Source organism: Sphingomonas dokdonensis (genome assembly GCF_002197685.1).
Taxonomy (GTDB): domain Bacteria; phylum Pseudomonadota; class Alphaproteobacteria; order Sphingomonadales; family Sphingomonadaceae; genus Sphingomonas; species Sphingomonas dokdonensis.
Genome location: NZ_NBBI01000005.1, coordinates 37,793 through 62,406 on the forward strand (window position 1 = coordinate 37,793; position 24,614 = coordinate 62,406).

Annotated in this window: 25 protein-coding genes and 1 tRNA gene; 17 read left to right on the forward strand and 9 right to left on the reverse strand. The window is 66.4% G+C overall.

Annotation, left to right across the window (positions count from 1 at the left end):
* Window position 1: 1 nt before the first annotated feature.
* Together metW and metX are read right to left on the reverse strand one after the other, a co-directional pair.
* Window positions 2-622 carry a methionine biosynthesis protein MetW gene (gene metW, locus SPDO_RS12865; RefSeq protein WP_088367917.1) on the reverse strand — a complete coding sequence of 207 codons (621 nt, stop codon included), beginning with the start codon at window positions 620-622 and terminating at the stop codon, window positions 2-4.
* Window positions 619-1,737: a homoserine O-acetyltransferase MetX gene (gene metX / locus SPDO_RS12870; protein ID WP_088367918.1), complete on the reverse strand. Its 1,119-nt coding sequence runs from the start codon at window positions 1,735-1,737 to the stop codon at window positions 619-621. Before metX ends, metW begins: the two co-directional genes overlap by 4 nt.
* Before the next feature lie 101 nt (window positions 1,738-1,838).
* Between metX and hisC the strand changes: the two genes are divergently transcribed.
* Both hisC and SPDO_RS12880 read left to right on the forward strand, forming a co-directional pair.
* Window positions 1,839-2,936: a histidinol-phosphate transaminase gene (hisC, locus tag SPDO_RS12875; protein ID WP_088368050.1), complete on the forward strand. Its 1,098-nt coding sequence runs from the start codon at window positions 1,839-1,841 to the stop codon at window positions 2,934-2,936.
* 143 nt (window positions 2,937-3,079) lie between these two features.
* Window positions 3,080-3,988, forward strand: coding sequence for a prephenate/arogenate dehydrogenase family protein (locus SPDO_RS12880; protein ID WP_088367919.1), 909 nt, complete (start codon window positions 3,080-3,082; stop codon window positions 3,986-3,988).
* 19 nt (window positions 3,989-4,007) lie between these two features.
* Here SPDO_RS12880 and SPDO_RS12885 read toward each other — a convergent pair whose 3' ends face one another.
* From SPDO_RS12885 to ftsE, 4 genes are read right to left on the reverse strand one after another with little or no spacing between them, the layout of a single operon-like run.
* The gene (locus SPDO_RS12885) at window positions 4,008-4,739 is read right to left on the reverse strand and encodes a lysophospholipid acyltransferase family protein (RefSeq protein WP_342746678.1); all 732 of its coding nucleotides are present in this window, start codon (window positions 4,737-4,739) and stop codon (window positions 4,008-4,010) included.
* A complete protein-coding gene (locus tag SPDO_RS12890) occupies window positions 4,721-5,254 on the reverse strand; it encodes a YdcF family protein (protein ID WP_088367920.1) in 534 nt (177 codons plus the stop codon). Before SPDO_RS12890 ends, SPDO_RS12885 begins: the two co-directional genes overlap by 19 nt.
* Window positions 5,251-6,147 (reverse strand): cell division protein FtsX, encoded by an 897-nt coding sequence (locus SPDO_RS12895; RefSeq protein WP_088367921.1) that lies wholly within the window; start codon window positions 6,145-6,147, stop codon window positions 5,251-5,253. Before SPDO_RS12895 ends, SPDO_RS12890 begins: the two co-directional genes overlap by 4 nt.
* Window positions 6,144-6,851: a cell division ATP-binding protein FtsE gene (gene ftsE / locus SPDO_RS12900; protein ID WP_088367922.1), complete on the reverse strand. Its 708-nt coding sequence runs from the start codon at window positions 6,849-6,851 to the stop codon at window positions 6,144-6,146. The genes SPDO_RS12895 and ftsE overlap by 4 nt, the downstream gene beginning before the upstream one ends.
* A 154-nt stretch (window positions 6,852-7,005) precedes the next feature.
* Here ftsE and SPDO_RS12905 point away from each other — a divergent pair, with 154 nt between their 5' ends.
* The 3 genes from SPDO_RS12905 (at window position 7,006) to trhO (ending at window position 9,010) form a co-directional block, all read left to right on the forward strand.
* On the forward strand, window positions 7,006-7,797 hold the full coding sequence (locus SPDO_RS12905) for a zinc-ribbon domain-containing protein (protein ID WP_088367923.1): 792 nt from the start codon (window positions 7,006-7,008) through the stop codon (window positions 7,795-7,797).
* 128 nt (window positions 7,798-7,925) lie between these two features.
* Window positions 7,926-8,012: transfer RNA gene (locus tag SPDO_RS12910), tRNA-Leu, on the forward strand.
* Window positions 8,013-8,077: 65 nt separating this feature from the next.
* The gene (trhO, locus tag SPDO_RS12915; protein ID WP_088367924.1) at window positions 8,078-9,010 is read left to right on the forward strand and encodes an oxygen-dependent tRNA uridine(34) hydroxylase TrhO; all 933 of its coding nucleotides are present in this window, start codon (window positions 8,078-8,080) and stop codon (window positions 9,008-9,010) included.
* Window positions 9,011-9,045: 35 nt separating this feature from the next.
* Here trhO and SPDO_RS12920 read toward each other — a convergent pair whose 3' ends face one another.
* Window positions 9,046-10,377 carry an MFS transporter gene (locus SPDO_RS12920; RefSeq protein ID WP_088367925.1) on the reverse strand — a complete coding sequence of 444 codons (1,332 nt, stop codon included), beginning with the start codon at window positions 10,375-10,377 and terminating at the stop codon, window positions 9,046-9,048.
* A 151-nt stretch (window positions 10,378-10,528) separates the two neighbouring features.
* On the opposite strand from SPDO_RS12920, the gene cyoA reads away from it, so the two are divergent.
* From cyoA to SPDO_RS12965, 9 genes are all read left to right on the forward strand, one after another.
* Window positions 10,529-11,701, forward strand: a complete 1,173-nt coding sequence (gene cyoA / locus SPDO_RS12925; protein ID WP_088367926.1) for a ubiquinol oxidase subunit II — start codon at window positions 10,529-10,531, stop codon at window positions 11,699-11,701.
* Window positions 11,702-11,718: 17 nt separating this feature from the next.
* Window positions 11,719-13,707: a cytochrome o ubiquinol oxidase subunit I gene (gene cyoB, locus SPDO_RS12930; RefSeq protein WP_088367927.1), complete on the forward strand. Its 1,989-nt coding sequence runs from the start codon at window positions 11,719-11,721 to the stop codon at window positions 13,705-13,707.
* A 1-nt stretch (window position 13,708) separates the two neighbouring features.
* On the forward strand, window positions 13,709-14,344 hold the full coding sequence (gene cyoC, locus SPDO_RS12935; protein ID WP_088367928.1) for a cytochrome o ubiquinol oxidase subunit III: 636 nt from the start codon (window positions 13,709-13,711) through the stop codon (window positions 14,342-14,344).
* The gene (gene cyoD / locus SPDO_RS12940) at window positions 14,341-14,733 is read left to right on the forward strand and encodes a cytochrome o ubiquinol oxidase subunit IV (protein WP_088367929.1); all 393 of its coding nucleotides are present in this window, start codon (window positions 14,341-14,343) and stop codon (window positions 14,731-14,733) included. Before cyoC ends, cyoD begins: the two co-directional genes overlap by 4 nt.
* A complete protein-coding gene (locus SPDO_RS12945) occupies window positions 14,733-15,428 on the forward strand; it encodes an SURF1 family protein (protein WP_088367930.1) in 696 nt (231 codons plus the stop codon). Before cyoD ends, SPDO_RS12945 begins: the two co-directional genes overlap by 1 nt.
* Window positions 15,425-16,732, forward strand: coding sequence for an ATP-binding protein (locus SPDO_RS12950; protein ID WP_245829487.1), 1,308 nt, complete (start codon window positions 15,425-15,427; stop codon window positions 16,730-16,732). Before SPDO_RS12945 ends, SPDO_RS12950 begins: the two co-directional genes overlap by 4 nt.
* A 26-nt stretch (window positions 16,733-16,758) precedes the next feature.
* Complete coding sequence (locus tag SPDO_RS12955) at window positions 16,759-17,295, forward strand: response regulator transcription factor (RefSeq protein ID WP_088367932.1); 537 nt, start codon at window positions 16,759-16,761, stop codon at window positions 17,293-17,295.
* Between the two features lie 61 nt (window positions 17,296-17,356).
* Entirely contained in the window at window positions 17,357-18,847 is a 1,491-nt protein-coding gene (locus SPDO_RS12960; protein WP_088367933.1) for a sensor domain-containing diguanylate cyclase, read from the forward strand.
* Window positions 18,848-19,119: 272 nt separating this feature from the next.
* Window positions 19,120-20,424 (forward strand): cation:proton antiporter, encoded by a 1,305-nt coding sequence (locus SPDO_RS12965; RefSeq protein ID WP_088367934.1) that lies wholly within the window; start codon window positions 19,120-19,122, stop codon window positions 20,422-20,424.
* A 6-nt stretch (window positions 20,425-20,430) separates the two neighbouring features.
* Here SPDO_RS12965 and SPDO_RS12970 read toward each other — a convergent pair whose 3' ends face one another.
* The gene (locus tag SPDO_RS12970; RefSeq protein ID WP_088367935.1) at window positions 20,431-20,835 is read right to left on the reverse strand and encodes a DUF6165 family protein; all 405 of its coding nucleotides are present in this window, start codon (window positions 20,833-20,835) and stop codon (window positions 20,431-20,433) included.
* Window positions 20,792-21,721 carry a glycosyltransferase family 9 protein gene (locus SPDO_RS12975; protein WP_245829489.1) on the reverse strand — a complete coding sequence of 310 codons (930 nt, stop codon included), beginning with the start codon at window positions 21,719-21,721 and terminating at the stop codon, window positions 20,792-20,794. Before SPDO_RS12975 ends, SPDO_RS12970 begins: the two co-directional genes overlap by 44 nt.
* Before the next feature lie 182 nt (window positions 21,722-21,903).
* On the opposite strand from SPDO_RS12975, the gene SPDO_RS12980 reads away from it, so the two are divergent.
* The 3 genes from SPDO_RS12980 to SPDO_RS12990 are packed head-to-tail and all read left to right on the forward strand — an operon-like array spanning window position 21,904 to window position 24,612.
* Complete coding sequence (locus SPDO_RS12980) at window positions 21,904-22,713, forward strand: TIGR04290 family methyltransferase (RefSeq protein WP_088367936.1); 810 nt, start codon at window positions 21,904-21,906, stop codon at window positions 22,711-22,713.
* Window positions 22,710-23,636, forward strand: a complete 927-nt coding sequence (locus SPDO_RS12985) for a glycosyl hydrolase (protein ID WP_088367937.1) — start codon at window positions 22,710-22,712, stop codon at window positions 23,634-23,636. Before SPDO_RS12980 ends, SPDO_RS12985 begins: the two co-directional genes overlap by 4 nt.
* Window position 23,637: 1 nt before the next feature.
* A complete protein-coding gene (locus tag SPDO_RS12990) occupies window positions 23,638-24,612 on the forward strand; it encodes a Gfo/Idh/MocA family protein (RefSeq protein ID WP_088367938.1) in 975 nt (324 codons plus the stop codon).
* Window positions 24,613-24,614 lie beyond the last annotated feature (2 nt).

Consider the following 24,614-nt stretch of genomic DNA (forward strand, 5'->3'; position numbering starts at 1 on the left):
GTCAGTCGCGATGCAACACAGATGATGCTGCGTCGGTTCCCCGCAAAAGGAAGATTGCGTGTTCCGCAAGGAAGTTTGCAGCGGCCGAGCGTGTTTGTTGGTCGCCTGAAAGAAACCACGCGCCCTCCACCGCGATACCGCGCGATCTCAGGTGCGCGCGGAAATCATCAACCGTCAGATGGTGGATGTTGGGCGTATCATACCAGCGCTCGGGCAGCAGCCGCGTGACCGGCATCCGCCCGCCCCACAGCAGCGATAGCCGCACGCGCCAGTGCGCGAAATTGGGAAAGCTGACGAACGCGCGCCGCCCGATCCGCAGCAATTGGCCGAGCACCGCGTCGGGCGCCCGGCAGGTCTGCAGCGTCTGGCTGAGGATCGCGTAATCGAAGCTCGCATCGGGATAACCGGCCAGATCGATGTCGGCATCGCCCTGGATGACGCTCAGCCCGCGTCCCACCGCCGCCGCCACGTTGCGCGGATCAATCTCCAGCCCGCGCGCGTCCGCCTGCTTGGCATCGCGCAGCGCCGCCATCAGCGCGCCGTCACCGCAACCCACGTCCAGCACCCGGCTGCCCGCCGCCACGTGGTTCGCGATGATCGCCAGATCCGCCCGCAAGGTCATGATGCGGTTCCCAGGAACCCGGCCACCACCCGGTTCATCTCGGGCGAATCGAGCAAAAATGCGTCATGGCCATAAGGGCTCGACAGCTCGACAAAGCTCACCGGCGCGCCCGCCGCGTTCAGCGCCTGCACGATGCTGCGCGACTCGCGGGTCGGATACAGCCAATCGGTGTCGAAACTGATCAGCGCGAACCGCGCGCGCGTCTGGCGAAAGGCACTGGCGAGCAGCCCGCCATGCTCCTCGGCCAAATCGAAATAATCCATCGCACGTGTGATATAGAGGTAGCTGTTGGCATCGAAGCGATCGACGAACGCGATCCCCTGATAGCGCAGATAGCTCTCCACCTGGAAATCGGCGTCAAAGCCGAACGTCTTGGCGTCTCGAGCCTGCAACTTCCGCCCGAACTTCTGTGTCAGCCCGGCTTCGGACAGATAGGTGATGTGCGCCGCCATGCGCGCTACGGCGAGGCCCGCTGCTGGCACCTCATGCCCGTAATAGTCGCCGCCACGCCAGTGGGGATCGGCCATCACCGCCTGCCGTCCAACCTCGTGAAAGGCGATATTCTGCGCCGAATGGCGCGCCGCCGACGCGATCACCACCACTGCTTCCACCCGGTCGGGAAAGGTCGCGGGCCAGCTCAGCGCCTGCATCCCGCCCATTGATCCGCCGATCACTGCCTTCAGCCGATCGACCCCCAGATGATCGAGCAGCAACGCCTGGGCGCGCACCATGTCGCGGATCGTGATCACCGGAAAGATCATGCCAAACGGCTTGCCGGTCGCCGGATCCATCGTCGCCGGGCCGGACGATCCCATGCAGCTGCCGATCACATTGGCGCACACCACAAAGAAATGGTCGGTATCCACCGGCCGCCCCGGCCCTACCATCTGCGTCCACCAGCCCGGCTTGCCGGTGCGCGGATTGGCGCCCGCGACATGCTGATCCATCGTCAGCGCGTGGCAGATCAGAACGGCATTGCCGCGATCGGGCGCAAGCGTGCCATAGGTTTCATAGGCGATCTCGACCGGCGCAAGCCGCCCCCCGCCGTCTAGCGGCAGCGGGCCGGGCAGGGTCACGTGGCGCTGGAGACCGAAACGCTGGTCGTCGGCGGACATGCGGGCGCGCTAGCATTGTACGTCGGACGGGGAAAGCGCCGCGGGGCCGAGCGGCGCTGCGCCGTTGCCATCCCCCACCCCCGCCCGCTATGCGCCGCGCCATGACTGGACCTGTTCCCAAACCCTGGATCATGCAGATCGCCCCCTATGTGCCCGGGCGATCGACGACCGATGACGGCCGCAAGGTCGCCAAGCTGTCCTCCAACGAAAACCCGCTCGGCACGAGCCCCAAGGCGCGCGAAGCATTCGCCGGCGCCGCGACCAGCCTGGAGCGCTACCCGGATGCCAGTGCGAACGAGCTTCGCGATGCGCTCGCCGCCAAGCACGGCCTCGATCCCGCGCGCATCATCTACGGCAACGGCTCGGACGAGGTGCTGCACCTCGCCGCTGGCGCCTTTGCCGGTCCGGGCGACGAAGCGATATACGTGAATTACGGCTTCGCGGTGTACCCGATCGCCATCCGCCGCGTCGGCGCCACTCCGGTGATCGCCCCTGACAAGGATTATGCCACCGACGTCGACGCAATCCTCGCCGCCGTTACCGATCGCACGCGCATCGTCTTCGTCGCCAATCCCAACAACCCCACCGGCACCTATGCGCCGCGTGAGCAGATCGAGCGGCTGCACGCCGGCCTGCGCGACGACATCCTGCTCGTGCTCGATCATGCTTATGCCGAATATATCGACGGCGGCGATGATGATGGCGGCATGGCGCTCGCGGCCAGGGCGTCGAACGTCCTCGTCACGCGCACCTTCTCGAAAATGTACGGCCTCGCTGCGGAGCGGATCGGCTGGGGCTATGGCGCGCCCGCGATCATCGAGGCGATGCACCGCATCCGCCTGCCTTTCTCGATCACCATCGCCGGCACGGCGGCGGCGGTTGCGGCGCTCGGCGATACCGAGTTCGTCGCCCACACTGCCGCGCACAATGCCAAATGGCGCGCGTGGTTCGGGGACGAGATTGCCAAACTCGGCAATGCGGGCCTGCGCGCGATTCCGAGCCAGGCCAACTTCGTGCTCGTGGTATTCGAAGGTGATCTGACCGCCGAGGCCGCGTATAAGGGGCTGATGGATGCCGGCTATATCGTCCGCTGGCTGCCCGGCCAGGGCCTGCCCCATGGCCTGCGCATCACCATCGGCACCGAGGATGAGACAAAGGGCGTGATCGCGGCACTCAGGCAATTGACGGGCGCTCACTGAGCGCTCGACGCAACATCAATTAACGTCACTCCGGCCTTGTGCCAGGGTCCAGGGATCCGCACACTCCTCGGCCTTGAGGTCCGCGGCCAAGTGGATGTCGGGACCAGCCCGGCATGACGATGACACGGAAACGGAGATCGCAAGTGCTGCCCTTTTCTCGCGTCTCCATCATCGGCCTCGGCCTGATCGGCTCCTCCGTCGCGCGTGCGGTTCGGCAGCAAATGCCGACCGTCCGCCTCACCGGCCATGATGCCGACGCCGATGTCCGCGTCCGCGCCGACGCGCTCGGCATCGTCGATGACGTCACCGATACGCTCGGCGCGGCGGTGACCGACGCGGAGCTGGTGATCCTGTGCGTTCCCGTGGGCGCAATGGGCGCGGTTGCAGCCGAGATGGCCGCCGATCTGCCGATCGAGGCGGTGGTCAGTGATGTCGGCAGCTGCAAGGCGGAGGTCATTCGCGCGCTCACCGCCGCGCTGCCCGGCGCCACGATCGTCCCCGCGCACCCCGTCGCCGGCACCGAACAGAGCGGCCCCGAGGCGGGTTTCGCCAGCCTCTTCAACCGCCGCTGGTGCATCGTCACCCCGTTGCCCGACGGCGATCCCGTCGCCACGGAGCGGGTCGCCGAATTCTGGCGTCGGCTTGGCAGCATGGTGGAGATCATGGCGCCTGATCACCATGATCGCGTGTTGGCGGTGACCAGCCACCTGCCGCACCTCATCGCCTATACGATCGTCGGCACTGCTAACGATCTGGCGGAGGTCACCCAGTCCGAAGTGATCAAATTCTCCGCCGGTGGCTTCCGCGACTTCACCCGCATCGCGGCATCAGACCCGACGATGTGGCGCGATGTCTTCCTCGCCAACAAGGAAGCGGTGCTGGAGATGCTGCAACGTTTCAGCGAGGATCTGTCGCACCTTCAGCGCGCGATCCGCTGGGACGATGGCGACACGCTCCACGACCTGTTCTCGCGCACCCGCACGATCCGCCGATCGATCGTCGATCAGGGCCAGGATGACGCCGCGGCGGATTTCGGCCGCAAGCACGATTGATCGTGAAGGATGGCACGGATCAGCCCGCCGCCTGCCCCACACGCCCCTCCAACTCCAGCGCGTTGATCGCCTCCCACACGCGCTGCTCCGCTTCGCGCCGCGGCAGTCCCGCCGGGATCACCTCGCCGATCCGGAAGGTGACGACGCCGGGCCGCTTGGGCCCTTTCTTGGGCAGAAAGCGCCCGCTATCCACCGCGATCGGCACCACCGGCAGCCCCACCGCCTTGTAAAGCCCGGCAAAGCCCGATCGCAGCGGCGGCGTCTCGCCCGGCGGCACGCGCGTTCCCTCGGGATAGACGACCACCGACCGGCCCTGTTCGCGCAATGCCGCGCCCTCACTCATCAGCTGGCGCAGCGCCTTGGCCGATGCCTCGCGATCAACCGCCATCGATCCGTACAGCCGCGTCGCCCAGCCCCACATGGGGATACGGGCCAGCTCCTTTTTCAGCACCATCGCCGGGCCGCCTAGGATCAGCTGCAATTCGGTCGTCTCGTACATCGCCTGGTGCTTGGATACGAACAGATACTGGCCTTCGGGCAAGTGCCCCTCGATGCGCGTGGTGATGCCCAGGATGTGCTTCGCCGCCCAGCGTTGCAGCCGCGCCCAGCGGTGCGCATGGTGGATCAAGACGCGTTGGCCGAACGGCGCCACCAGCGCCACGCCCAGCACGATGAACACCGACCCGGTATAAAAGACGATCTGATAGATGATCGTGCGCACCCAGTTCATCATCAGTCCAGTCCGACCCACAAAGCGATCCACCGCAGGATCAGCTTGTTGTATTCATTAACCAGCCGGCCGAGCCGCTGATCGCCCGGCACGCCGTCGCGCTTGATCGTGATGGTCGCCGGCAGCTCCGCCCCCAGCTCCATCCGCGCCCGCGCCATATGCCAGTCGGAGGTAACGAGCCGCACCGATCGGTAGCCATGGTCGGCCATCCAGCGCGCCGTCTCCTCGGCATTGGAGCGGGTATCCACCGCCTCACGCCCGAGGTCGACGCAGCATTCGATCGCCGCCGCATGCCCGTTCGCGTCCGCCAGATCGCTCTTGCGCAGCCCCGTCGCGACGCCGGTTACCAGCATCCGCTTCGCGCGTCCCTGCTCGATCAGCCTCAGCCCGCGCGGAATGCGCCCCGGCCCGCCGGTCGGCACCACGATGGCATCGGTGGTCAGCTGCGGATCGGCCGGCTGCGCCAGCGTCATCATGAACGCCGCAAAGCCGAGGCTCCAGGCCACCAGCAGCAGCCCAAGAAGGCGCGAAATCACAGCACCGTCTCCAGCGCCCGCGTGATGGTGAAGCGCGCGGCCAGCGCCGCCAGCAGCACGAATGCGATCGGCAACATCGCCAGCGCCGCCCAGCCCGACGGCCCCAGGCTCGCCTGCCCCAGCAGCTGTGAGCCAAGCTCGGCCGCCTGCGCATTGACCAGCAGCAACATGCCGATTGCCGCCAGGCTGCCGATCGCCGCGCCGATCGCCGCATCGCGCGCGATGCGCCGCTGGAACAGGCGCGCCACTTGAACGTCGGTCGAGCCGAGCATGTGCATGACTTCGATCGTGTGGCGATGCGCATCAAGCCCGGCGCGCGCCGCCAGCACCACCACCGCCGCCGTCGCCGCGGCGAGCAGCAGCACCAGCACCGCCGCGATCAGCACCACCAGATCGAGGAAGTCGGCAACCGGCGCCATCCACGCCTCCTGCGCATCCACCCGCGCGTCGGGCGCCACCTGCCTGAGTGCGCTGCGCACCCGCGCCAGTGCAGCTGGGCTTTCCGTCGCGAGATCAAGGTCGATCATTGCAGGCACCGGCAGATCGGGATCTGCGCCGTCCGTGCCCATCCACGGTTTCAGCAGCGCGGCCAGCTCCTCCCGATCGACTGCCTGCACGGCGCGAACCTCCGGCAAGCCACGCAGCATCGCCAGTGCCTCGGTCGCCTGCGCCGCCTGCCGGGCCGGATCGGTCGCGACGATCTGCACTGTGGCACGCCCGGTCAACTCGCCCTCCAGCGCACTCGCCGCATTGCGCGTCGCCAGCCCCAGCGCCGCGCCCAGCACCGTCAGGAACAGCATGATGGCGATGATCCACACCATCGCGCGCACGCCGCGCGCCTCGTCCAGCACGCGCCTCGTACGCTCGGCTTTCGGGCTTGCGGCGCGGCTCATGCGGGCTCGCGCGCGGGCGGATGGCGCAAGGTGCCGGTGGGATCCTGCAACTTACCCTTCACCAGCCGCATCATCTGCGCGCCCGGCACTTGCTGCATCAGGTGGATGTCGTGCGTCGCCACCACCACCGTGGTGCCCAGCCGGTTGAGCGAATCGAACAGCAGCAGCAATCGCTCGGCCATCTCCGGATCGACGTTGCCGGTCGGCTCGTCCGCCACCAGCATTTCCGGCCGGGCGATCACGGCCCGCGCGATCGCGACGCGCTGCTGCTCCCCACCCGACAGCGTTTCGGGCTTTGCATCAGCCTGTTCGGCCAGCCCTACCCAGGCAAGCATTTCGCTCACGGGCTCGGCGATCTCGGCCTCCGGCATCCCTGCAATGCGGAGCGGCAGCGCCACGTTGTCCGCTGCCGACAAATGCGGAACGAGCCGGAAATCCTGAAAGACGACGCCGATCCGCCGGCGAAAGCCGGGCAAACGACTGCGCGGCATCGTCACCGCATCCTCGCCGAACAGGCGGATGATCCCCCGGCTCGGTCGCTGATTGAGATACAGGAGGCGCAGCAGCGACGTTTTGCCCGCGCCGCTCGCCCCGGTGAGAAAATAAAAGGAGCCCGGCGCCAATGCGAAACTGATGTCGGACAGCGTCTCCGGCCCGTTGCCGTAGCGCAGCCCCACATTCTCGAACTGCACGATATTCGCCATTTCGGCGCCGTTCGTCCTTTACACACCAATGCCTTGGCGCCGCCATCGCACGATGCGGCGTAATCCTTCAACCTCCGCTTGCATGAAGCGCAAGGCACGTGTTTAGATTCGCGATGGCTTCAGCCCTCCCGTTCCCCGCCGGTAGCGTCGCGCGATGATCCTGCAATGTCCCGAATGCAGCACCCGTTATCTGGTGCCCGACACCGCGATCGGCGCGGAGGGGCGCACGGTGCGCTGCGCCAATTGCCGCCACAGCTGGCATCAGGAGCCCGATGCGCGCGCCGCAGAGGCGATTGCCGCCGCCCCGCCTGAGACACCGCCGCCGGCAACACCAGAACCCCCCGACGCGGCAGCGCCGCCGATCGCCCCGGCCGCCGCACCGCCATTGGGCGTCGCCCCACCCATCGTACCGCCGCTCGGCGTGCCAAGCGCAGTTCCGCCTGCCATATCTTCTCAGGCGGCTGCCCCGACGACTGCCGCGGACAGCACGCCAACGACTGGCCACCGCCGCCCCCGCAGCAATCCGGCGCGCCGCTGGACGCTCGCCGCCGTGCTCGCTGCGGTGCTGATGCTGGTTGCCGTCGCCGCAATCCTGTGGACCAGCGCACCCGGCCTCGCGACCCAGTTCGGCCTTGCCATCGGCCCCGAGGAAACGCCGCTACGGCTGATCGACAATCCGATCGAGCGGCGCGAGATCAGCAACGGCAGCGAATTGTTCGCCGTCAGCGGCAAGGTGCTGAACCCGTCCAACGATCGCCAGCGCGTGCCCGACATCCGCGCCGATCTGCGCGACGCGCAGAATCGCATCGTCTTCACCTGGACGATCATCCCGCAGCAGCGCACGCTGGCGCCGAAAAGCGCGATCGACTTCAACTCGGCCAAGCTCGACGTGCCCGCCAGCTCCAAGAAGCTGGAGCTGAGTTTCGTCGGCGAGGACGGCGAGTAAGGCCTTCGCGTAACCCCGGTCGATGCAATCTTTTCATCGTAATCCGGCAAAGCCCATTGCCAGCCCCGGGAACCCTTGCTAGGGGCGCGCTCCTGCCAACCGCCGGCCCAGCCCGGCGGACATCACGTGCGGTCGTGGCGGAATTGGTAGACGCGCAACGTTGAGGTCGTTGTGTCCGAAAGGACGTGGAAGTTCGAGTCTTCTCGACCGCACCAGTGAATGAACGGCGGGGGCTACCAACGCTCGAAAGAGCGCCCCTCCCGTCCCCTGATGGCTCCTCATGACCCAGCCTTTCCGCACCGCGGCACTTTATCAGTTCACCCGCTTCGAGGATCCGGCCGCTCTGCGCGCACCGATCGAGGAATTGTGTCGCACCCACTGCGTTCAGGGCACGCTGCTGCTCGCGCATGAGGGGCTGAACGGCACGATCGCCGGCCCGCCCGCCGGCATCGAGGCGGTGATCGCGCACCTGCGCACCCTGCCAGGCTGCGCGGCGCTGGAGGTCAAATACGCCTGGGCCGCCGGGGAACCCTTCCACCGGCTCAAGATCCGCCTGAAGCGTGAGATCGTGACCATGGGCCAACCCGATCTCGATCCGCTCGCCGACGCCGGCACCTATGTCGCGCCCGAGGACTGGAACGATCTGATCGCGCGGCCCGATACGTTGCTGATCGACACGCGCAACGATTACGAAGTGGCGATCGGCACCTTCCCCGGCGCGATCGATCCCGAAACCAAAAGCTTCCGCGACTTCCCCGACTGGTTCCGCGCCAACCGGGATCAGCTGCTCGCGGGCAAGAAAAAGGTGGCGATGTTCTGCACCGGCGGCATCCGCTGCGAAAAGTCTACCGCCTTTCTAAAGGCCGAGGGGATCGAGGAGGTCTATCACCTCCATGGCGGTATTCTGAACTATCTGGAAAAGACGTCCGCTGCCGACAGCACGTGGCAGGGCGAATGCTTCGTGTTCGACGAGCGCGTCGCCGTCACCCCCGATCTCGCGCCCGGCACCCACGTCCTGTGCCGCGCCTGCCGCCGTCCGGTCGGCCCGGAGGCGCGGCAGTCACCCTTGTACGAAGAAGGCGTCAGCTGTCCTGCCTGCCACGCCGATCTCGATGCAGACAAGCGCGCCCGCCTTGCCGAACGCCACCGTCAGGAAGCGCTCGCCCGCAAGCGCGGCACCCGCCACGTCGGCGCGAAGATGGACAAGGACTGACGCAGCACTCTCGCCGCGTCAGCCATCACCGGGCCTCATGCCGCGCGGCGCGCGAATTCCTTGTTGATCGCCAGCGCGCCCAGCGTGCAGATCGCGCCCGACAGCAGGTACAATCCGACCGACCACAGGCCGAAGCGGCTCGCCAGGAACAGCGCCACAAGCGGCGCGAAGCCAGCGCCGATCACCCAGGCGGCATTGGCGACGATCGCCGCGCCGGTGTAGCGGCTTTCCGGCGGAAAATTGCTGTTCACCGCGCCCGATGACTGGCCAAAGGCAAGGCCCAGCAGCGCAAAGCCGCCCAGCATATAGATTGCCTCGCCCACCTGTCCTGCGCCTAGCAGGCGCGGCGCAAAGCCGCTGTAGACCGCGATCAACACGGCCGAGACGCCCAGCACCGCGCGCCGCCCCACCCGGTCGGCGATCACGCCCGACGCCAGGATCGCCAGCACCCCGATCACCGCGCCCAGCGCCTCGATACCGAGGAAGCGCACCGGCTCCTCCTCCGCAAACAGCGTCACGAACGACAGCGGAAACACGGTGACGAGGTGGAACAGCGCAAAGCTCGCCAGTGGCGCGAACGCGCCCAGCACGATGGTGCGCCGCTCGCGAAACATGGTGGCGAACGCCGGCGACGGCTGAAGCTCGCGGCTCTCGAACAGCCGCTCGAACTCTGGCGTCGCGACGAGGCGCAGTCGCGCGAACAGCGCCACGACGTTGATCGCCAGCACCACAAAGAACGGGTAGCGCCAGCCCCAGCTGAGGAAGTCCTCCGGGCTGAGGATCGCAAGGAAATAAGCGAACAGACACGATGCCAGCAGCAGCCCCAGCGGCGCGCCAAGCTGCGGGATCATCGCATACCAGCCGCGCTTCTCCTCAGGTGCGTTGAGCGACAGCAGCGACGGCAGCCCGTCCCACGCGCCGCCCAGCGCCACGCCCTGACCGATGCGGAACAGCGCCAGCAACACCGCCGACAGCGTGCCGACCTGCGCGTAGCTCGGCAGCAGCGCCAGCGCCATGGTGGAGCCGCCCAGCAGGAACAGCGAGATGGTCAGCTTGGTGCCGCGGCCGTGCACCCGGTCCACCCACATGAACAGCAAGGTGCCGAACGGCCGAGCGAGGAACGCCAACGCGAAGATCGCAAAGGAATACAGCGTGCCCGTCAGCGCATCGACATAGGGAAAGACGAGCTTGGGAAAGACCAGCACGGAGGCGATCGCGTAAACGAAGAAGTCGAAGAACTCGCTTGTCCGCCCGATAATCACGCCGATCGCGATCTCACCAGGTGCGATTTCCTTCTCGCGCGCATTGACCAGCCGCGCGTCGCGTTCCAGCGACGTCGAGTCGGGCGCAGTGGTGGATGCAGTCATTCGTCATGCTCCCGCGGCGATCCGCCGTGCATTAATGGTTGGCCCGCGTCGGGGTTCATTACTACACTCCTCTGCCGGAGGTACGCCAGTGACGGGATTGGACAAATTGTCCAATGTAGCGACGGGCGGACTCGGCCTAGGAGCGTGTCATATGCCCACCCATCCCGCCCCGCTGACACGGCTTGCCCGTTTGGCCCTGATCCCGCTCCTGCTGTGCGTCGCCGGTTGCCAAGGCGCCGTGCTCGACCCGGCGGGTGACATCGCGCTTCAGCAACGCAACCTGATCTACGCTTCGGTCGGGTTGATGCTGCTCATCATCCTTCCGGTGATGATCCTGACGGTGGTGTTCGCCTGGCGCTATCGCGCAGGCAACAAGGAGGCGACCTACGATCCCCATTTCGATCACTCCACCTCGCTGGAGCTGATCATCTGGTCGGCGCCGCTCCTTATCATCATCGCGCTGGGCGCGCTCACTTGGTCGAGCACGCACCTGCTTGATCCTTTCCGCCCCCTGAACCGCATCTCGGCGACCAAGGCGGTCGATCCCAAGCAGAAGCCGCTGCTGGTGCAGGTCGTCTCGCTCGATTGGAAGTGGCTGTTCATCTATCCCGAGTTCGGGATCGCGACGGTCAACGAATTGGCGCTGCCGGTCGATCGGCAGGTCCGCTTCGACATGACGTCGACCAACATGATGAACACCTTCTACGCGCCCACCATGGCCGGCATGGTCTATACCATGCCCGGCATGCGCAGCACGCTGCATGCCGTGCTCAATCGCCAGGGCGACTATGAGGGCATGTCCGCCAATTATTCGGGCGCCGGCTTCTCCTACATGCGCTTCAAGCTGCGCGGGCTGGACGATGCCGCCTTCACCCGCTGGGTGGGCGAGGTGAAGGGCCGCGGCGCGGCGCTCGACACCGCCAATTACCTCAAGTTGGAAAAGCCCAGCGAGCAGGTTCCCGTGATGCACTTCGGCTCGGTGGCGCCGGCCTTGTTCCAGCGCATCTACGAACGCTGCGTCACCCCGAACACCCCGTGCATGAGCGAGATCATGGCACGCGACAATGCGGCCGGCGGTGGTGGCGAGCCCAATCCGATGCAGGCGGGCGAAGGCATGCCCGCGGGGCGCCAATCGATCCCGCGCGGAAAGCCGGAGGGCGGGCTGATGAAGGATACGGACGAGATCACGCCCGTGCCGCATAACTCCAAGCCGCGCCTGCCGGGCGCACCGGGCAGCACCGACCCCGGCTCGCCCCGGAACCGCGACCTTACGTTCCTTTCTCAGCCAGCGACGCCGGGTCAGCCCCGCGCGGCGCACGGCTGAGCCCCCGGAGCCATCCGATGTTCAACGAAACCGTCCTGAAGACGATCTTCGGTCGCCTCAGCTTTGAATCCTTTCCGATCCACGAGCCGATCCTGCTCGTCACCTTCGCCGGCGTGGTCGTGCTCGGCCTCGCCATCGTCGGCGCGATCACGAAGTACAAGCTCTGGGGCTATTTGTGGACCGAATGGTTCACCAGCGTCGATCACAAGAAGATCGGCATCATGTACATCATCCTCGGCATCATCATGCTGCTGCGCGGCTTTGCCGATGCGGTAATGATGCGCACGCAGCAGGCCCTCTCCTTCGGCGCGAACGAGGGGTATTTGAACGCGCACCATTACGATCAGATCTTCACCGCGCACGGCACAATCATGATCTTCTTCGTCGCCATTCCGTTGGTGGTCGGCCTCATCAACTACGTCATGCCGCTGCAGATCGGCGCACGTGACGTGGCGTTCCCCTTTCTGAACAACTTCAGCTTCTGGCTGACGGTGGCGGGGGCGCTGCTAGTGATGGTGTCCTTGTTCGTCGGCGAGTTCAGCCGCGCGGGCTGGCTGAACTATGTGCCGGTTTCCAATCTCCAGAACAGCCCCGATACCGGGCCGGATTACTACCTCTGGGCGCTGCAGATCGCCGGCATCGGCACGACATTGTCGGGCATCAACATGGTCGTCACGATCATCAAGATGCGTGCGCCGGGCATGACGATGATGAAGCTGCCGGTGTTCTGCTGGACGGCCTTGTGCAGCAACGTACTGGTGATCGCGATCTTTCCGATCCTCACCGCCGCCTTCACCATGCTGATGCTGGATCGCTATCTCGGCTTCAACTTCTTCACCAATGATCTCGGCGGCAACCCGATGATGTATTGGAACCTCGTGTGGATCTGGGGCCACCCGGAGGTGTACGTCCTGATCCTGCCGATCTTCGGCGTGTATTCGGAAATCACCTCGACCTTCACCGGCAAGCGCCTGTTCGGCTATTCGTCGATGGTCTACGCCACGGTGGTTATCACCATCCTGTCGTTCCTGGTGTGGCTGCACCACTTCTTCACCATGGGCTCGGGCGCCAGCGTCAATTCGTTCTTCGGCATCGCCACCATGGTGATCTCGATCCCGACAGGCGCGAAGATCTTCAACTGGCTGTTCACCATGTACCGCGGCCAGATCCGGTTCGAGCTGCCGATGCAGTGGGTCGTTGCCTTCCTCCTCACCTTCGTGGTGGGCGGCATGACGGGCGTCATGCTCGCCATCCCGCCGGCCGATTTCGTGCTGCACAACTCGCTGTTCCTGGTGGCCCATTTCCATAACGTCATCATCGGCGGCGTGGTGTTCGGCCTGTTCGCCGGCATCGATTACTGGTTCCCCAAGGCTTTCGGCTTCAAGCTCGATCCGTTCTGGGGCCGCATCCACTTCTGGGGCTGGGTGATCGGTTACTGGGTCGCGTGGACGCCGATGTACGTCGCGGGTTTGATGGGCGTCACGCGCCGCCTGCGCCACCTCGACGATGCGACGCTCCAGCCGCTGTTCGTGATCGCCGCGATCGGCGTCGCGATCATCGCGGTCGGCATCGCTGCCTTCATCATCCAGATCGTGGTCAGCATCATCAATCGCGACAAGCTGCGCGTCGGCGACGATCCGTGGAACGGCCGCACGCTCGAATGGGCGACCAGCTCGCCCCCGCCGGCGTACAACTTCGCCTTCACGCCGGTGGTCCACGATCTCGACGCCTGGCACGACATGAAGGAGCGCGGCTCCAAGGTGCCCGACAGCGGCTTCCTGCCGATCCACATGCCGCGCAACACCGGCACGGGCGTGATCCTGTCGGGGCTGGCCGCGGTGCTGGGCTTCGCGATGGTATGGTACATCTGGTGGCTGGCCGGGCTCAGCTTCGTGGCGATGATCGGCTACGGCATCTTCCACACCTTCAACTACAACCGCGATTACCATATCCCGGCCGAGGACGTGGCCGAGACGGAACGCAAGCACGCGCTGGCGGGAGCCTGACATGACCACCCTTTCCCCCACCGCCGAGGACGGCGCGCCGCCGGTCTTCTACCAGACCGAAGCGGACGAGCACGATCACAGCGCCGGCGGCACGACGCTCGGCTTCTGGATCTACCTGATGAGCGACGCGCTCATCTTCGCGACGCTGTTCGCCACCTATGGCGTGCTCAGCACCAGCTATGCCGGCGGCCCCGCCCCGTCGCAGATCTTCGATCTGAAGCTGGTGGCGCTGAACACGGCGATGCTGCTGATCTCCTCGATCACCTGCGGCATGGCGATGATCGCGATGGAGCAGGGCCAGGTCCGCAGCACGCAATTGTGGCTCGCCATCACCGGCCTGTTCGGCGCGGCGTTCATCGGCATCGAGCTCTATGAGTTCACCGAGCTGATCCACGAAGGCGCCACGCCGATGCGCAGCGGCTTCCTGTCCGGCTTCTTCACGCTGGTCGGCACGCACGGCCTGCACGTGTTCAGCGGGCTCATCTGGATCTGCGTCATGCTGGTCCAGCTCGGCCAGCGCGGCCTCGTCATGGAAAACCGCCGTCGCCTGATGTGCCTCAGCATGTTCTGGCACTTGCTGGATGTCGTCTGGATCGGCGTCTTCACCTTTGTCTATCTGCTCGGAGTGCTGCGATGAGCGCCCCCCACGCACACACACGCGATCATGCCGGGGGCCATGACGGCGCGCCGCCACCCGATGGCGGCCACGGCCATGGCTCACGCCGCGGCTATGTGATGGGCTTTCTCCTGTCGGCGGTGCTGACGGCGATCCCGTTCTGGCTCGTCATGTCGGGCGCGATCGCCAGCGTGCAGGCGACGGCGATCATCGTGGTCGCGCTCGCCTTCGTGCAGATCATCGTCCACACCTATTTCTTCCTCCACCTCAATCCGAAGGCGGAGGGCGGCTGGACCATGCTCGCCTTTATCTTCACCGTCATCATCATCGCGATCGTCATCGCGGGGTCGCTGTGGATCATGTTCCATCTCAACAGCAACATGATGCCGATGGACGGCATGGGCATGTGATGCGGCGCTACGCGTTCGTCGGCGTCTGCCTGACGCTGGCGGCGCTCTTCACGGCGCTGGGCATCTGGCAGGTCCAGCGCCGGGCCTGGAAACTCGATCTGATCGCCAGGGTGGAGGCGCGGGTGGACGCCGCCCCGTCTCCCCTTCCTGCACCAGCCGATTGGAACGGCGATCTCGAATATCGCCGCGTGCGCGTCACCGGGCGCTTGCTCAACGATCGCGAAACGCTGGTACAGGCCGTCACCATCCACGGCCCCGGCTGGTGGGTGCTGACCCCGCTGGCGCGCGGCGACGGCCAGCCACTCATCCTCGTCAACCGCGGCTTCGTGCCCGATGAGCGCCGCAACCGCGCAACCCGCCGCGCGTCGCTGCCCGACGCTCCCGTCACCATCACCGGCCTCCTCCGCAACAGCGAACCCGGCGGCGCCTTTCTGCGCAGCAACGATCCGGCCGCGAACCGCTGGTTCTCCCGCGACGTCGCTGCCATCGCCAAGGCGCGCGACCTCGGCCGCGTCGCCCCCTTCTTCATCGACGCGGACGCCACGTCCAATCCCGGGGGCTATCCGATCGGCGGCCTGACGGTGATCGCCTTCCGCAACAATCACCTTATGTACGCCATTACCTGGTTCGGCCTCGCGCTGCTCAGCCTCGGCGGCGCGGTGGTGGTGCTACGCAATGATAAGAGACGGCGATGATGGATTCGCCGCTGCTCGCGCTCACCCGCCGCTCCGCCGCGCAGGCCGGCTCATCGCACGATTCCACCGCCGCGCAGAACATGCGCCAGCTGTTGCAGCTGCGCTGGATGGCGGTCGCCGGGCAGTTGATCACCATTCTGGTGGTACAGTTCGCGCTCGGCATCGACCTGCCGCTGTTCCCGATGATGGTGATCATCGCGCTGCAGGCGTTCGCCAACATCGTCAGCTTTCTGCTCGTCACCCGCGGCCGCGTCACCAACGTGGAGCTGATGCTCGGCCTCCTGTTCGACGTCGGCTCGCTCACGGCGCAGCTGTCGCTCAGCGGCGGCGCGACCAATCCCTTCGTATCGCTGTTCCTCATCCAGGTGGTGCTGAGCGCGATCCTGCTCGAAACCTGGTCGGTGTGGGTGCTCGTGGTGCTCACGGCCGTCTGCTACGCCGGCCTTGCCGCGGACAGCCGCCCGCTCGACTATCCGCCCAGCATTGCGCCGTTCGTCGGCGAGCTCAACGCGCTTGGTGCCTGGCTCTCCTTTTTGCTCAGCGGCACGCTGGTGGCCATGTTCGTCACGCGTATCAGCCGAAACCTGCGCGCGCGCGACGCCTTTCTGGCCGATCTGCGCCAGCGTGCGGCCGAGGAGGACGGCATCGTGCGCATCGGCCTGTTCGCCAGCGGCGCGGCGCACGAACTCGGCACCCCGCTCGCCTCGCTGGCGGTCATCCTCAGCGACTGGCGCCGCCTGCCCAAGATCGCCGAGGATCCCGAGCTCGCCGGCGAGCTCGCGGAGATGCAGGCGGAGGTCGAACGCTGCAAGGCGATCGTCACCGACATTCTCCATTCCGCCGGCGAGCCACGCGGCGAGGCGATGCAGAGCGTCCCCGCCCATGCCTTCCTTCACGACATCGTCGAGGAATGGCGCGCCACCCTGGCCAGCGGCCCGCTCTCGGTCGACCTTCATGGCCTGGGCGATGCCGCGGTGGTGGCAGGTCCGTCGCTCCGCCAGGCGGTGTGGAATCTCCTCGACAATGCCGCTGAGGCTTCCCCCACCGGTGTCGCGCTCGCCGCCACCTGCGACCGCGACGAACTCACCATCGCCGTCACCGATCAGGGCCGCGGCTTCACCGAAAGCCAGCTCGCGTCGGTCGGCAAGCTCTACCATTCGGGCAAGGGTGCCGGGCACGGTGTCGGCCTGTTCCTCGCCAGCAACGTCGCGCGCCGGCTGGGCGGCCGGCTGGAGGCGATGAACCGTCCCGGCGGCGGCGCGGACGTACGGCTGGTGCTCCCGCTCGCAAAGCCCAGGCGTTAGGGCAGAACAACGTGCCGGAGAGCGAAATGAGCGACGACCGCCGGATCCTGATCGTGGAGGATGACCAGACCTTTGCGCGCACGCTGCACCGCTCCTTCGAACGGCGCGGCTATCGTGTGTGGATGGTGCACGGCCCGGCGGAGATGGAAGCGATGCTGGAGGAGGCCCGCCCGGGCTATGCGGTGGTCGACCTGAAGCTCGGCAACGCCTCCGGCCTCTCGTGCGTCGAGCGGCTCCACGCCTTCGATCCCGACATGCTGATCGTGGTGCTGACCGGCTTTGCCAGCATCGCCACCGCCGTGGAGGCGATCAAGCTAGGTGCGTGCCATTATCTCGCCAAACCATCTAACACCGACGATATCGAGGCTGCCTTCAACAAGGCGGCCGAGGGCGACGCCGACGTTCCGATCGAGGGGCGCACCACGTCGATCAAGACGCTGGAGTGGGAACGGATCAACGAGACGCTCGCGGAAACGGGCTTCAACATTTCCGAAACAGCCCGGCGACTCGGCATGCATCGCCGCACGCTCGCGCGGAAGCTGGAGAAGAAGCCGCTGCGATGACGTAGCGTGCGGGTCACCATCGTTAACGACTGGCTAACACGTTGAGGGGCATGGTGAGGCCATGTTCCCATTGCACGAAGAGGAACGCCTGGCGGCCTTGCGATCGCTGCAGGTGATGGACACGCCGCCCGAAGCGGAGTTCGACGCGATTGTCCAAGCCGCACGCCACATCTTCGATTCACGCATGGCTTACGTTTCGCTCGTCGATGCCGATCGTCAGTGGTTCAAGGCACGCTGTGGGCTTGATGTGCCGGAGACCGCGCGTGAGGTTTCGATCTGCCAACACGCGATCATGGCCGATGCGATGCTCGTGATCCCCGATACGCATGCCGATCCGCGTGTCGCTTGGAGTCCGGTGGTCACAGGCGAGCCCTTTGTGCGGTCATACGCCGGGGTTCCGTTGCGCCACAGCCAGGCTCAGGGCGGCGCCCGTTATCCCATCGGCACCTTGTGTATTGCCGATGATCGCTTGCTCGACCTCACGCCCGACAAACTGGAGCTTTTGGAAGGCCTTGCGGGTGTGATCGAGGGCCTTCTGGATGCGCGCCGCGCCCGCACCGAAAGCCTGAAGCTCGCACTATCGCGGCAGGAAGCGCTGATCGAAAGCGAGCGGGCGCAGCGCATCCTGCAACAGGCCGAGCGGATGGCGCGCATTGGTTCGTGGCAGCTCGACCTCGCAACCAATGACACGCATTGGTCGGCGCAGACCTATGCCATTCATCAACTGGCGGTCGGCGACAAGCCCGATCTGGAGCAGGCGTTGCTGCACTATCCGCCCACCGATCGCGAGATGCTCCGCACCGCGCTCGATGCCTGCGCCGCGACCGGCCAATCCTGGGATCTGGAGGCCGATCTCGTCAACGCACAGGGCATCATGCGCCGTGTCCGGCTGATGGGCGAGGCCGAGGTTCGCGCAGACAAGATCGTCGCCGTCATCGGCGTCATCCAGGACATCACCGAACGCTACAAGATCGAGCGACGCCTGCGCGAATTCGCGCTGACCGACGAACTCACCGGCCTCGCCAGCCGCCGCGCGTTCAACGAGACGCTTGACGAGGCGCTCGCCAGCGCTTCGGCCGAGGATACCGCCCTGGCTATCGCGATCATCGATCTTGATCGCTTCAAGGAGGTCAACGATCGGCTAGGCCACCCCGCCGGTGACGAGGTGCTGCGCGCCATGGCCGCCAAGCTGGGCGCTGCCGATCATCTCGGCGACTATCTTGCGGCGCGGCTCGGCGGTGACGAGTTCGTCGTGATGCTGCGCGGCAGCCATGCGACCGAGCGGCTGGCAGACGGCATCACGCAATTGCTCACCGATTTACGCCACACCGTCTACGGAGAGGGCGCCGACCCGCACGTCGGTATTACCGTTTCTGCAACGATCGGCGCGTGCACCCGCACGGCCCGTCACGCCGATCGTCCGGCGCTGATGAAGGCAGCGGACGAGGCGCTGTACACCGCCAAACGCGCGAACCGCGGCACCGGCGCGATCGCCGGTAACGACGCCGTCCTGGTTCCTCACAAGGCGGCGACGGCGAGCGCTCACGCCTGAACGCGCATTGGGGCTCACCCTGCGCGCGGCGTCCACTTCCCCTTCGTCCTGCTCGTCAGGTGATAGTGCCGACACCGATCGCAGCGATAGCAACGCAGCACCACGCGAGACCGGTCGGCAGCCGCCCGCGCGGTCGCTTCGTCGGGGAAGCGCTGCTTGCGGAAACATGTGCTCAACTTCGTCCGCACGCCAACCTCATCTCCTCCGCCGGCTCGGCATGCGGCGTCACGACAGGGATCGCAACAATTCAGGTCTGAAACGTTTCATCGTGGATGTTTCCCTTTGCCGCACCCGATCCGTACATCCTTTGGCTAACGGGTGCGGGCGTTCTGGTGGCGCTGGTCGCGTGGCTGCCGCTCGCGCTGCGCAAGCTGCCGCTGTCGCTCCCGATCATCTGCATCGCGATCGGCGCGGCGCTTTTCTCGGTGCCCGGCATCTGGTGGAAGCCGCTGCCCGCGCTCTACCCGAACCTTACCGAGCGGATGACCGAGTTCGTCGTCATCATCGCGCTCATGGGTGGCGGGCTGAAGCTCGATCGCATTTTCGAGTGGCGACATTGGAGCGTCACGTGGCGCCTTCTGGCGATCACCATGCCGCTCGGGATCGTCATCATCACCCTGCTCGGTGGCTGGTGGCTGGGCCTCGGCTGGGTCGCGGCCCTGCTACTGGGCGCATGCCTTGCCCCCACCGATCCCGTGCTCGCCGCCGACGTGCAGGTCGGCCCGCCCAAATCGAACGATGAGGATGAGGTGCGGTTCGGCCTGACGTCGGAGGCGGGGCTGAACGACGGCCTGGCCTTTCCGTTCGTCCACCTTGCCATCGTACTCGGCACGGTGGCCGTCGCCGGGGGATCCTGGGCAAAGGATTGGGTGCTCGAAAACGTCTTGTGGGAGATCGGCGTCGGCATCGCCGCCGGCTGGCTGGTCGGCAAGGCGTTCGGCTGGCTGACGTTCCACGTCCCCGTCGAAACGAGGCTCGCCGCCACCGGCGACGGCCTGATCGCGGTCGCCGCCACCTTTGTCTCCTATGGCGTGACCGAGATCGTCCACGCTTATGGCTTCCTCTCGGTCTTCGTCACTGCGCTCGCGCTACGCCGCTCGCACCGCGACCATGAATTCAACCATCAGATGCATGCCCTGACCGAGCAGGTAGAGCGGATCGCGATGATGGTGGTGCTGCTGCTGTTCGGTGGCGCGCTGGCGGACGGCCTGCTCGCCGCGCTCCACTGGGTCGACGTGCTCGCCGCCGCAATCCTGATCCTGGTCGTGCGCCCGCTCACCGGCCTCGTCGCGCTGATCGGCTTTCCGGCGGACCGTTCCGAAAAACTCACCATCGCGTTCTTCGGGATCCGCGGCGTCGGCTCCTTCTATTACCTCGCCTTCGCGCTCAATCGCATGGAACTGGCCGAGGCCGACCGCCTGTGGGGCATCGTCGGCATCACCGTTCTGTTCTCGATCCTGCTACATGGCCTTACCGTCACGCCGGCAATGCGCCTCCTTGATCGGCAGCACGGCCGCGACCCTGATCGCGCGGGCGTCGCGCCGCCCGGGTTGCAAGGCCCGGCGGCAGAGCATTGAGCCCCCTCAAGCCGCGACGCAGCTCGCGTAGCTCTTTTCCTCTACCAGCTCCGATTCCAGCGCCACGTTGATCTCCCGCTTCAACGCCGCGCGTTCGTCGTTGCGCTGATACACCGCGCGCGCCAGCCGGACGAACTCCGCCCCGAACTGCCGCTTGGCCTCCTCCTCGCGGATCGCGTCCTCGATCTCCCACAGTGTCTCGTTGACGCGCTTCAGCGCCGCGACCAGCGGCGCGATGCCGCTACGGGTCAGCACCTCCGCCGCGATCCCGCGCAGTAGGCGGTATTCGCGCTGCACATTGTCGCGCGCCGCCGCGCGCGTGATCCGCTCGCGCTTGATCTCGAGGATGGTGATCTTGTCGAGCAACTCACCCCAGGACACGGGAACCGACGGGGTCGCGATGCTTGCCATGAACAGGCCTTTCGTTGGGGAGAGTTGCAAGGTCGCGCGCCACCTCGGCAACCACGCCGGCCCAGTCGCCGGGCGTGCGCTGCACGAACAGCCGCATGTCGGGATACCAGGGCGTGGTGCGCGCCGCCGGGTTCCAGCGCCAGTCCGGCTCCGCCTTCAGCAGCAGCCACGTCGGCCGTCCCAGCGCGCCCGCCAGATGCGCGATCATCGTGTCCACCGTAATGACAAGGTCGCACCCCGCCACCAGCGCCGCCGTCGCGTTCATCGCGAACGGGCACCCCCCGGCATTGAGCACCGGCAGCGCGCTCGGCGCCGCCACCAATGTCACGCAGCGATGCGCCGCCGCGATCGGCGCCAGCAGCTCCGGGGAAAGCGACCGCGCCGCATCCCAGTCACCGCCCAGATGGCACAGCCCGATCGTGCCTTTCGGCAACGCGGCGGGCGTGCTGCGCAGATAGGGAAAGCGCGTCTCCTCCGGCCGCGCGCGCAGCGCAAAGGGCAGTTCGGTGATCTCGACGTCGCAATCCGCCGGCTTCAGCGGCGCGGCCTGGTCGAACGGCACCACGCGGAGCGGCGCGTCGATCGTGGCGAGCAGCGCGCACAGGCTCGGCTGCGCCTCCACCGTCACGCTGCGGGCACGCTGCGCCAGCGCCGGCAGGTGGCGCGCATATTGGATCGTGTCGCCCAGCCCGTGGTAACAGCGCACCAGCACGTCCACGCCGTCGAACCCACGCCCGTCCCACACCCAGCGCTGGTGATACGGCAGCGCCGGATCGTCGCGGGTCGCCGGATCGCGCGCCGCCAAATCCTCCGCCGACATGCCCCAGGCCACGTCATAGGCCCCGCGCCGCATCGCCTGGGTCCATTGCTGATGCCGGTCGTCCATCAACAAAGCTCAATGACCCGAAGCCATATCGGTTCCACAACGATCCGCTCCTTGACCGGTAACTGTCTGGAACCGCTTCCTCATTCGACCGTTACGCCTCCGTAAATCACCCGTGCTGCGGCCTGGGCGACGCACCATCATCAAAAGGCGCCGCGGCACGCGGTCCGACATCAGGGGGCTAGATGCCGGCAGACGCACAACCAATCGACCTGTCGGGTCGCGAGCTAAGTACCCGGATCGCCGAATTGGCGCCCTGGTTCCACAATATCGATCTGAACGGCACGCCAACCGCGCCCGATCACTTCCTCGGCAACTATCCCGCCGACAAGTTCGCCCGCTTTTCGCAGATCTTTCCCGCCGATCTCACCGGCAAGTCGGTGCTCGACATCGGCTGCAACGCCGGCTTCTATTCGGTGGAGGCGCTGCGCCGCGGTGCGTCCCGCGTGGTCGGCATCGACAGCGACGATCGCTATCTGGAACAGGGTCGCCTCGCGACCCAGGCGCTCGGCTTCACCGGGGTCGAGTTCCGCAACCTGTCGGTCTACGACGTGGCGCAGCTTGGCGAGCGGTTCGACCTCGTGATCTTCATGGGTGTCCTCTATCACCTGCGCCATCCGCTGCTCGCGCTTGATCTCATCCGCGAACATGTCGCGGGCGACGCCATGCTGTTCCAGACGATGCAGCAGGGCGCGCGCGAGGTGGACGACGTGCCGGAGGACCACCCGTTCTTCGAGCCGGGCACCTATCAGCCGCCGGCCTATTTTGATTCGCCCGGCTATCCCAAGATGCACTTCATCGAACGCAAGTTCTCGGGCGACTGGACCAATTGGTGGGCGCCCAACACCGCCGCCAGCATGGCGATGCTGCGCGCGGCGGGCTTTTCGGTCGAGGATCGCGCCGATGGCGATGTTTATTTCTGCCGGGTCGCGCCCGTGCCGTTCGGCGACTATGGTCCCGCCGCAGTCTATCCGTCCAAGGGGGTGAATTCGTGATCGAAGCGGCGATGATCTGGAACGAGCCGAACAACAAATCGCACTGGGATCCCGAAATCGACCCCGATTGGTCGAACTATGCCGATCACGTCATCCGCGCCGGCAATTCGATCCACGCCATCAATCCCAACGTCACGCGCGTGCTCGGCGGCATGTCGCCGATCGATCCTTTGTGGGTGAACCGCATGCGCTCGCACGGCGCGCTTGATGCGGTCGACGTGGTCGCCGTGCACGGCTTCCCGCTCGACTGGAACCTGTGGTCGATCCATGACTGGCCCGCCAAGATCGCCGAGATCGAGGCCGTGGTGCCCGACAAGCCGATCTGGGTCACCGAAGTGGGCGTCGGCTCCTTCGGCGCCGAGGAGGTGCAGGTGTTCGGCGTCGAGAAGACCGCCGAGCTGCTGGTCGGCCGCGTGCCCAACATCTTCTGGTATTCGCTGTTCGACCTGCCGCAGGCGTGGGGCGCCACCACCCGCCACCGCGAGGCGGAAGGGTCCAGCTATTATCGCCATTTCTACATGGGCCTGATCCGCGAGGACGGGACGCCAAAGCCATCGCTCGACGTTTATGCGCGCCACGCCGCCGACATGGGCCTGATGCAATGGTTCCATTTCGAGGACCCGCGCCTCGACGAGGCGGTCGGCTGGCTGAAGCGGCTCGGCACGCGCAAGCTGCGCACCGGGCTCTCCTGGGCCGATCGCTTCCGCCCCAACGCGCTCGACTGGTTCGATCGCCAGATGGAGGCGCTGGCCGATTTCGACCTCACCGTCACCTTCTGCTTCACGCCCGAGCATCTCGGCGTGCAGCCGCACCACACCAGCCCGGCACGCGATCCGCAGATGTTTGCCGATTTCTGCGCGGAGATGATCGACCGCTACGCCCCCGCTTCCGCCACCCCGCGCACGCTCGCCACCACGGCCTGACATGAAGCCCCGTATCGGTTTTCTCGGCACCGGCTGGATCGGTCGTCACCGCATGGCCGCAATGGTCGCCACCGGCGCGATCGACGCGGCGGCGGTGTGCGATCCCTCGCAGCAATGCGTGGACGAGGCGCTGGTCGTCGCCCCCACCGCGCAGGTGGTGGATTCGTTCGACGCGATGCTCGCGCTCGATCTCGACGGCGTGGTCATCGCCACGCCCAGCGCGCTCCACGCCGATCAGTCGATCCGCGCGCTGGAGGCGGGCAAGGCGGTGTTCTGCCAGAAGCCGCTCGGCCGCACCGCGGCGGAGGTGGACGCGGTGATCGCCGCCGCGCGTACGGCCGACCGGCTGCTCGGTGTCGACCTGTCCTATCGGCACACCGCGGGGATGGAGGCGATCGCCGGCCTGATCCGTGACGGCGCGCTCGGCGACATCTTCGCCGTCGATCTCACCTTTCATAATGCTTATGGTCCTGACAAGCCGTGGTTCTACGATCCCGAACAGTCGGGCGGCGGCTGCGTCGTGGACCTTGGCGTCCACCTGGTCGACCTCGCGCTCTGGACACTTGGCTTCCCGCAGGTGTCGGACGCGCACGCCGCGCTCTATGCCGGGGGTCAGCCGCTCCACCCCGGCTCGGTCGAGGATTACGCCACCGCCAGCTTCCAGGCCGGCGGCACCAACGTGCGCCTCGCCTGTTCGTGGCGCCTTCACGCCGGGCAGGATGCGGTGATCGCCGCCGACTTCTACGGCACGCAAGGCGGCGCGGCGCTGCGCAACGTTGGCGGCAGCTTCTACGATTTCACCGCCGATCACTTCACCGGCACGCACGCCACCCGCCTGACCCAGGGCGCGGACGATTGGGGCGGCCGCGCCGCCGCCGACTGGGCGGCCCTGCTCGCCCGCAGCTACCGCTATGACGAAGCTGCCGATCATTATGCCCGCTCCGCTCAGGTGCTTGACCGCATCTATGGCCGCTGACC

Bases quoted from the DNA above. Each gene is read 5' to 3' on its own strand.
- metW (WP_088367917.1), bottom strand. From the start codon at position 622: ATGACCTTGCGGGCGGATCTGGCGATCATCGCGAACCACGTGGCGGCG.
- metX (WP_088367918.1), bottom strand. From the start codon at position 1,737: ATGTCCGCCGACGACCAGCGTTTCGGTCTCCAGCGCCACGTGACCCTG.
- hisC (WP_088368050.1), top strand. From the start codon at position 1,839: ATGACTGGACCTGTTCCCAAACCCTGGATCATGCAGATCGCCCCCTAT.
- SPDO_RS12895 (WP_088367921.1), bottom strand. From the start codon at position 6,147: ATGAGCCGCGCCGCAAGCCCGAAAGCCGAGCGTACGAGGCGCGTGCTG.
- ftsE (WP_088367922.1), bottom strand. From the start codon at position 6,851: ATGGCGAATATCGTGCAGTTCGAGAATGTGGGGCTGCGCTACGGCAAC.
- SPDO_RS12905 (WP_088367923.1), top strand. From the start codon at position 7,006: ATGATCCTGCAATGTCCCGAATGCAGCACCCGTTATCTGGTGCCCGAC.
- trhO (WP_088367924.1), top strand. From the start codon at position 8,078: ATGACCCAGCCTTTCCGCACCGCGGCACTTTATCAGTTCACCCGCTTC.
- SPDO_RS12920 (WP_088367925.1), bottom strand. From the start codon at position 10,377: ATGACTGCATCCACCACTGCGCCCGACTCGACGTCGCTGGAACGCGAC.
- cyoA (WP_088367926.1), top strand. From the start codon at position 10,529: ATGCCCACCCATCCCGCCCCGCTGACACGGCTTGCCCGTTTGGCCCTG.
- cyoB (WP_088367927.1), top strand. From the start codon at position 11,719: ATGTTCAACGAAACCGTCCTGAAGACGATCTTCGGTCGCCTCAGCTTT.
- cyoC (WP_088367928.1), top strand. From the start codon at position 13,709: ATGACCACCCTTTCCCCCACCGCCGAGGACGGCGCGCCGCCGGTCTTC.
- cyoD (WP_088367929.1), top strand. From the start codon at position 14,341: ATGAGCGCCCCCCACGCACACACACGCGATCATGCCGGGGGCCATGAC.
- SPDO_RS12945 (WP_088367930.1), top strand. From the start codon at position 14,733: ATGCGGCGCTACGCGTTCGTCGGCGTCTGCCTGACGCTGGCGGCGCTC.
- SPDO_RS12950 (WP_245829487.1), top strand. From the start codon at position 15,425: ATGATGGATTCGCCGCTGCTCGCGCTCACCCGCCGCTCCGCCGCGCAG.
- SPDO_RS12955 (WP_088367932.1), top strand. From the start codon at position 16,759: ATGAGCGACGACCGCCGGATCCTGATCGTGGAGGATGACCAGACCTTT.
- SPDO_RS12960 (WP_088367933.1), top strand. From the start codon at position 17,357: ATGTTCCCATTGCACGAAGAGGAACGCCTGGCGGCCTTGCGATCGCTG.
- SPDO_RS12965 (WP_088367934.1), top strand. From the start codon at position 19,120: ATGTTTCCCTTTGCCGCACCCGATCCGTACATCCTTTGGCTAACGGGT.
- SPDO_RS12970 (WP_088367935.1), bottom strand. From the start codon at position 20,835: ATGGCAAGCATCGCGACCCCGTCGGTTCCCGTGTCCTGGGGTGAGTTG.
- SPDO_RS12975 (WP_245829489.1), bottom strand. From the start codon at position 21,721: ATGGACGACCGGCATCAGCAATGGACCCAGGCGATGCGGCGCGGGGCC.
- SPDO_RS12980 (WP_088367936.1), top strand. From the start codon at position 21,904: ATGCCGGCAGACGCACAACCAATCGACCTGTCGGGTCGCGAGCTAAGT.
- SPDO_RS12990 (WP_088367938.1), top strand. From the start codon at position 23,638: ATGAAGCCCCGTATCGGTTTTCTCGGCACCGGCTGGATCGGTCGTCAC.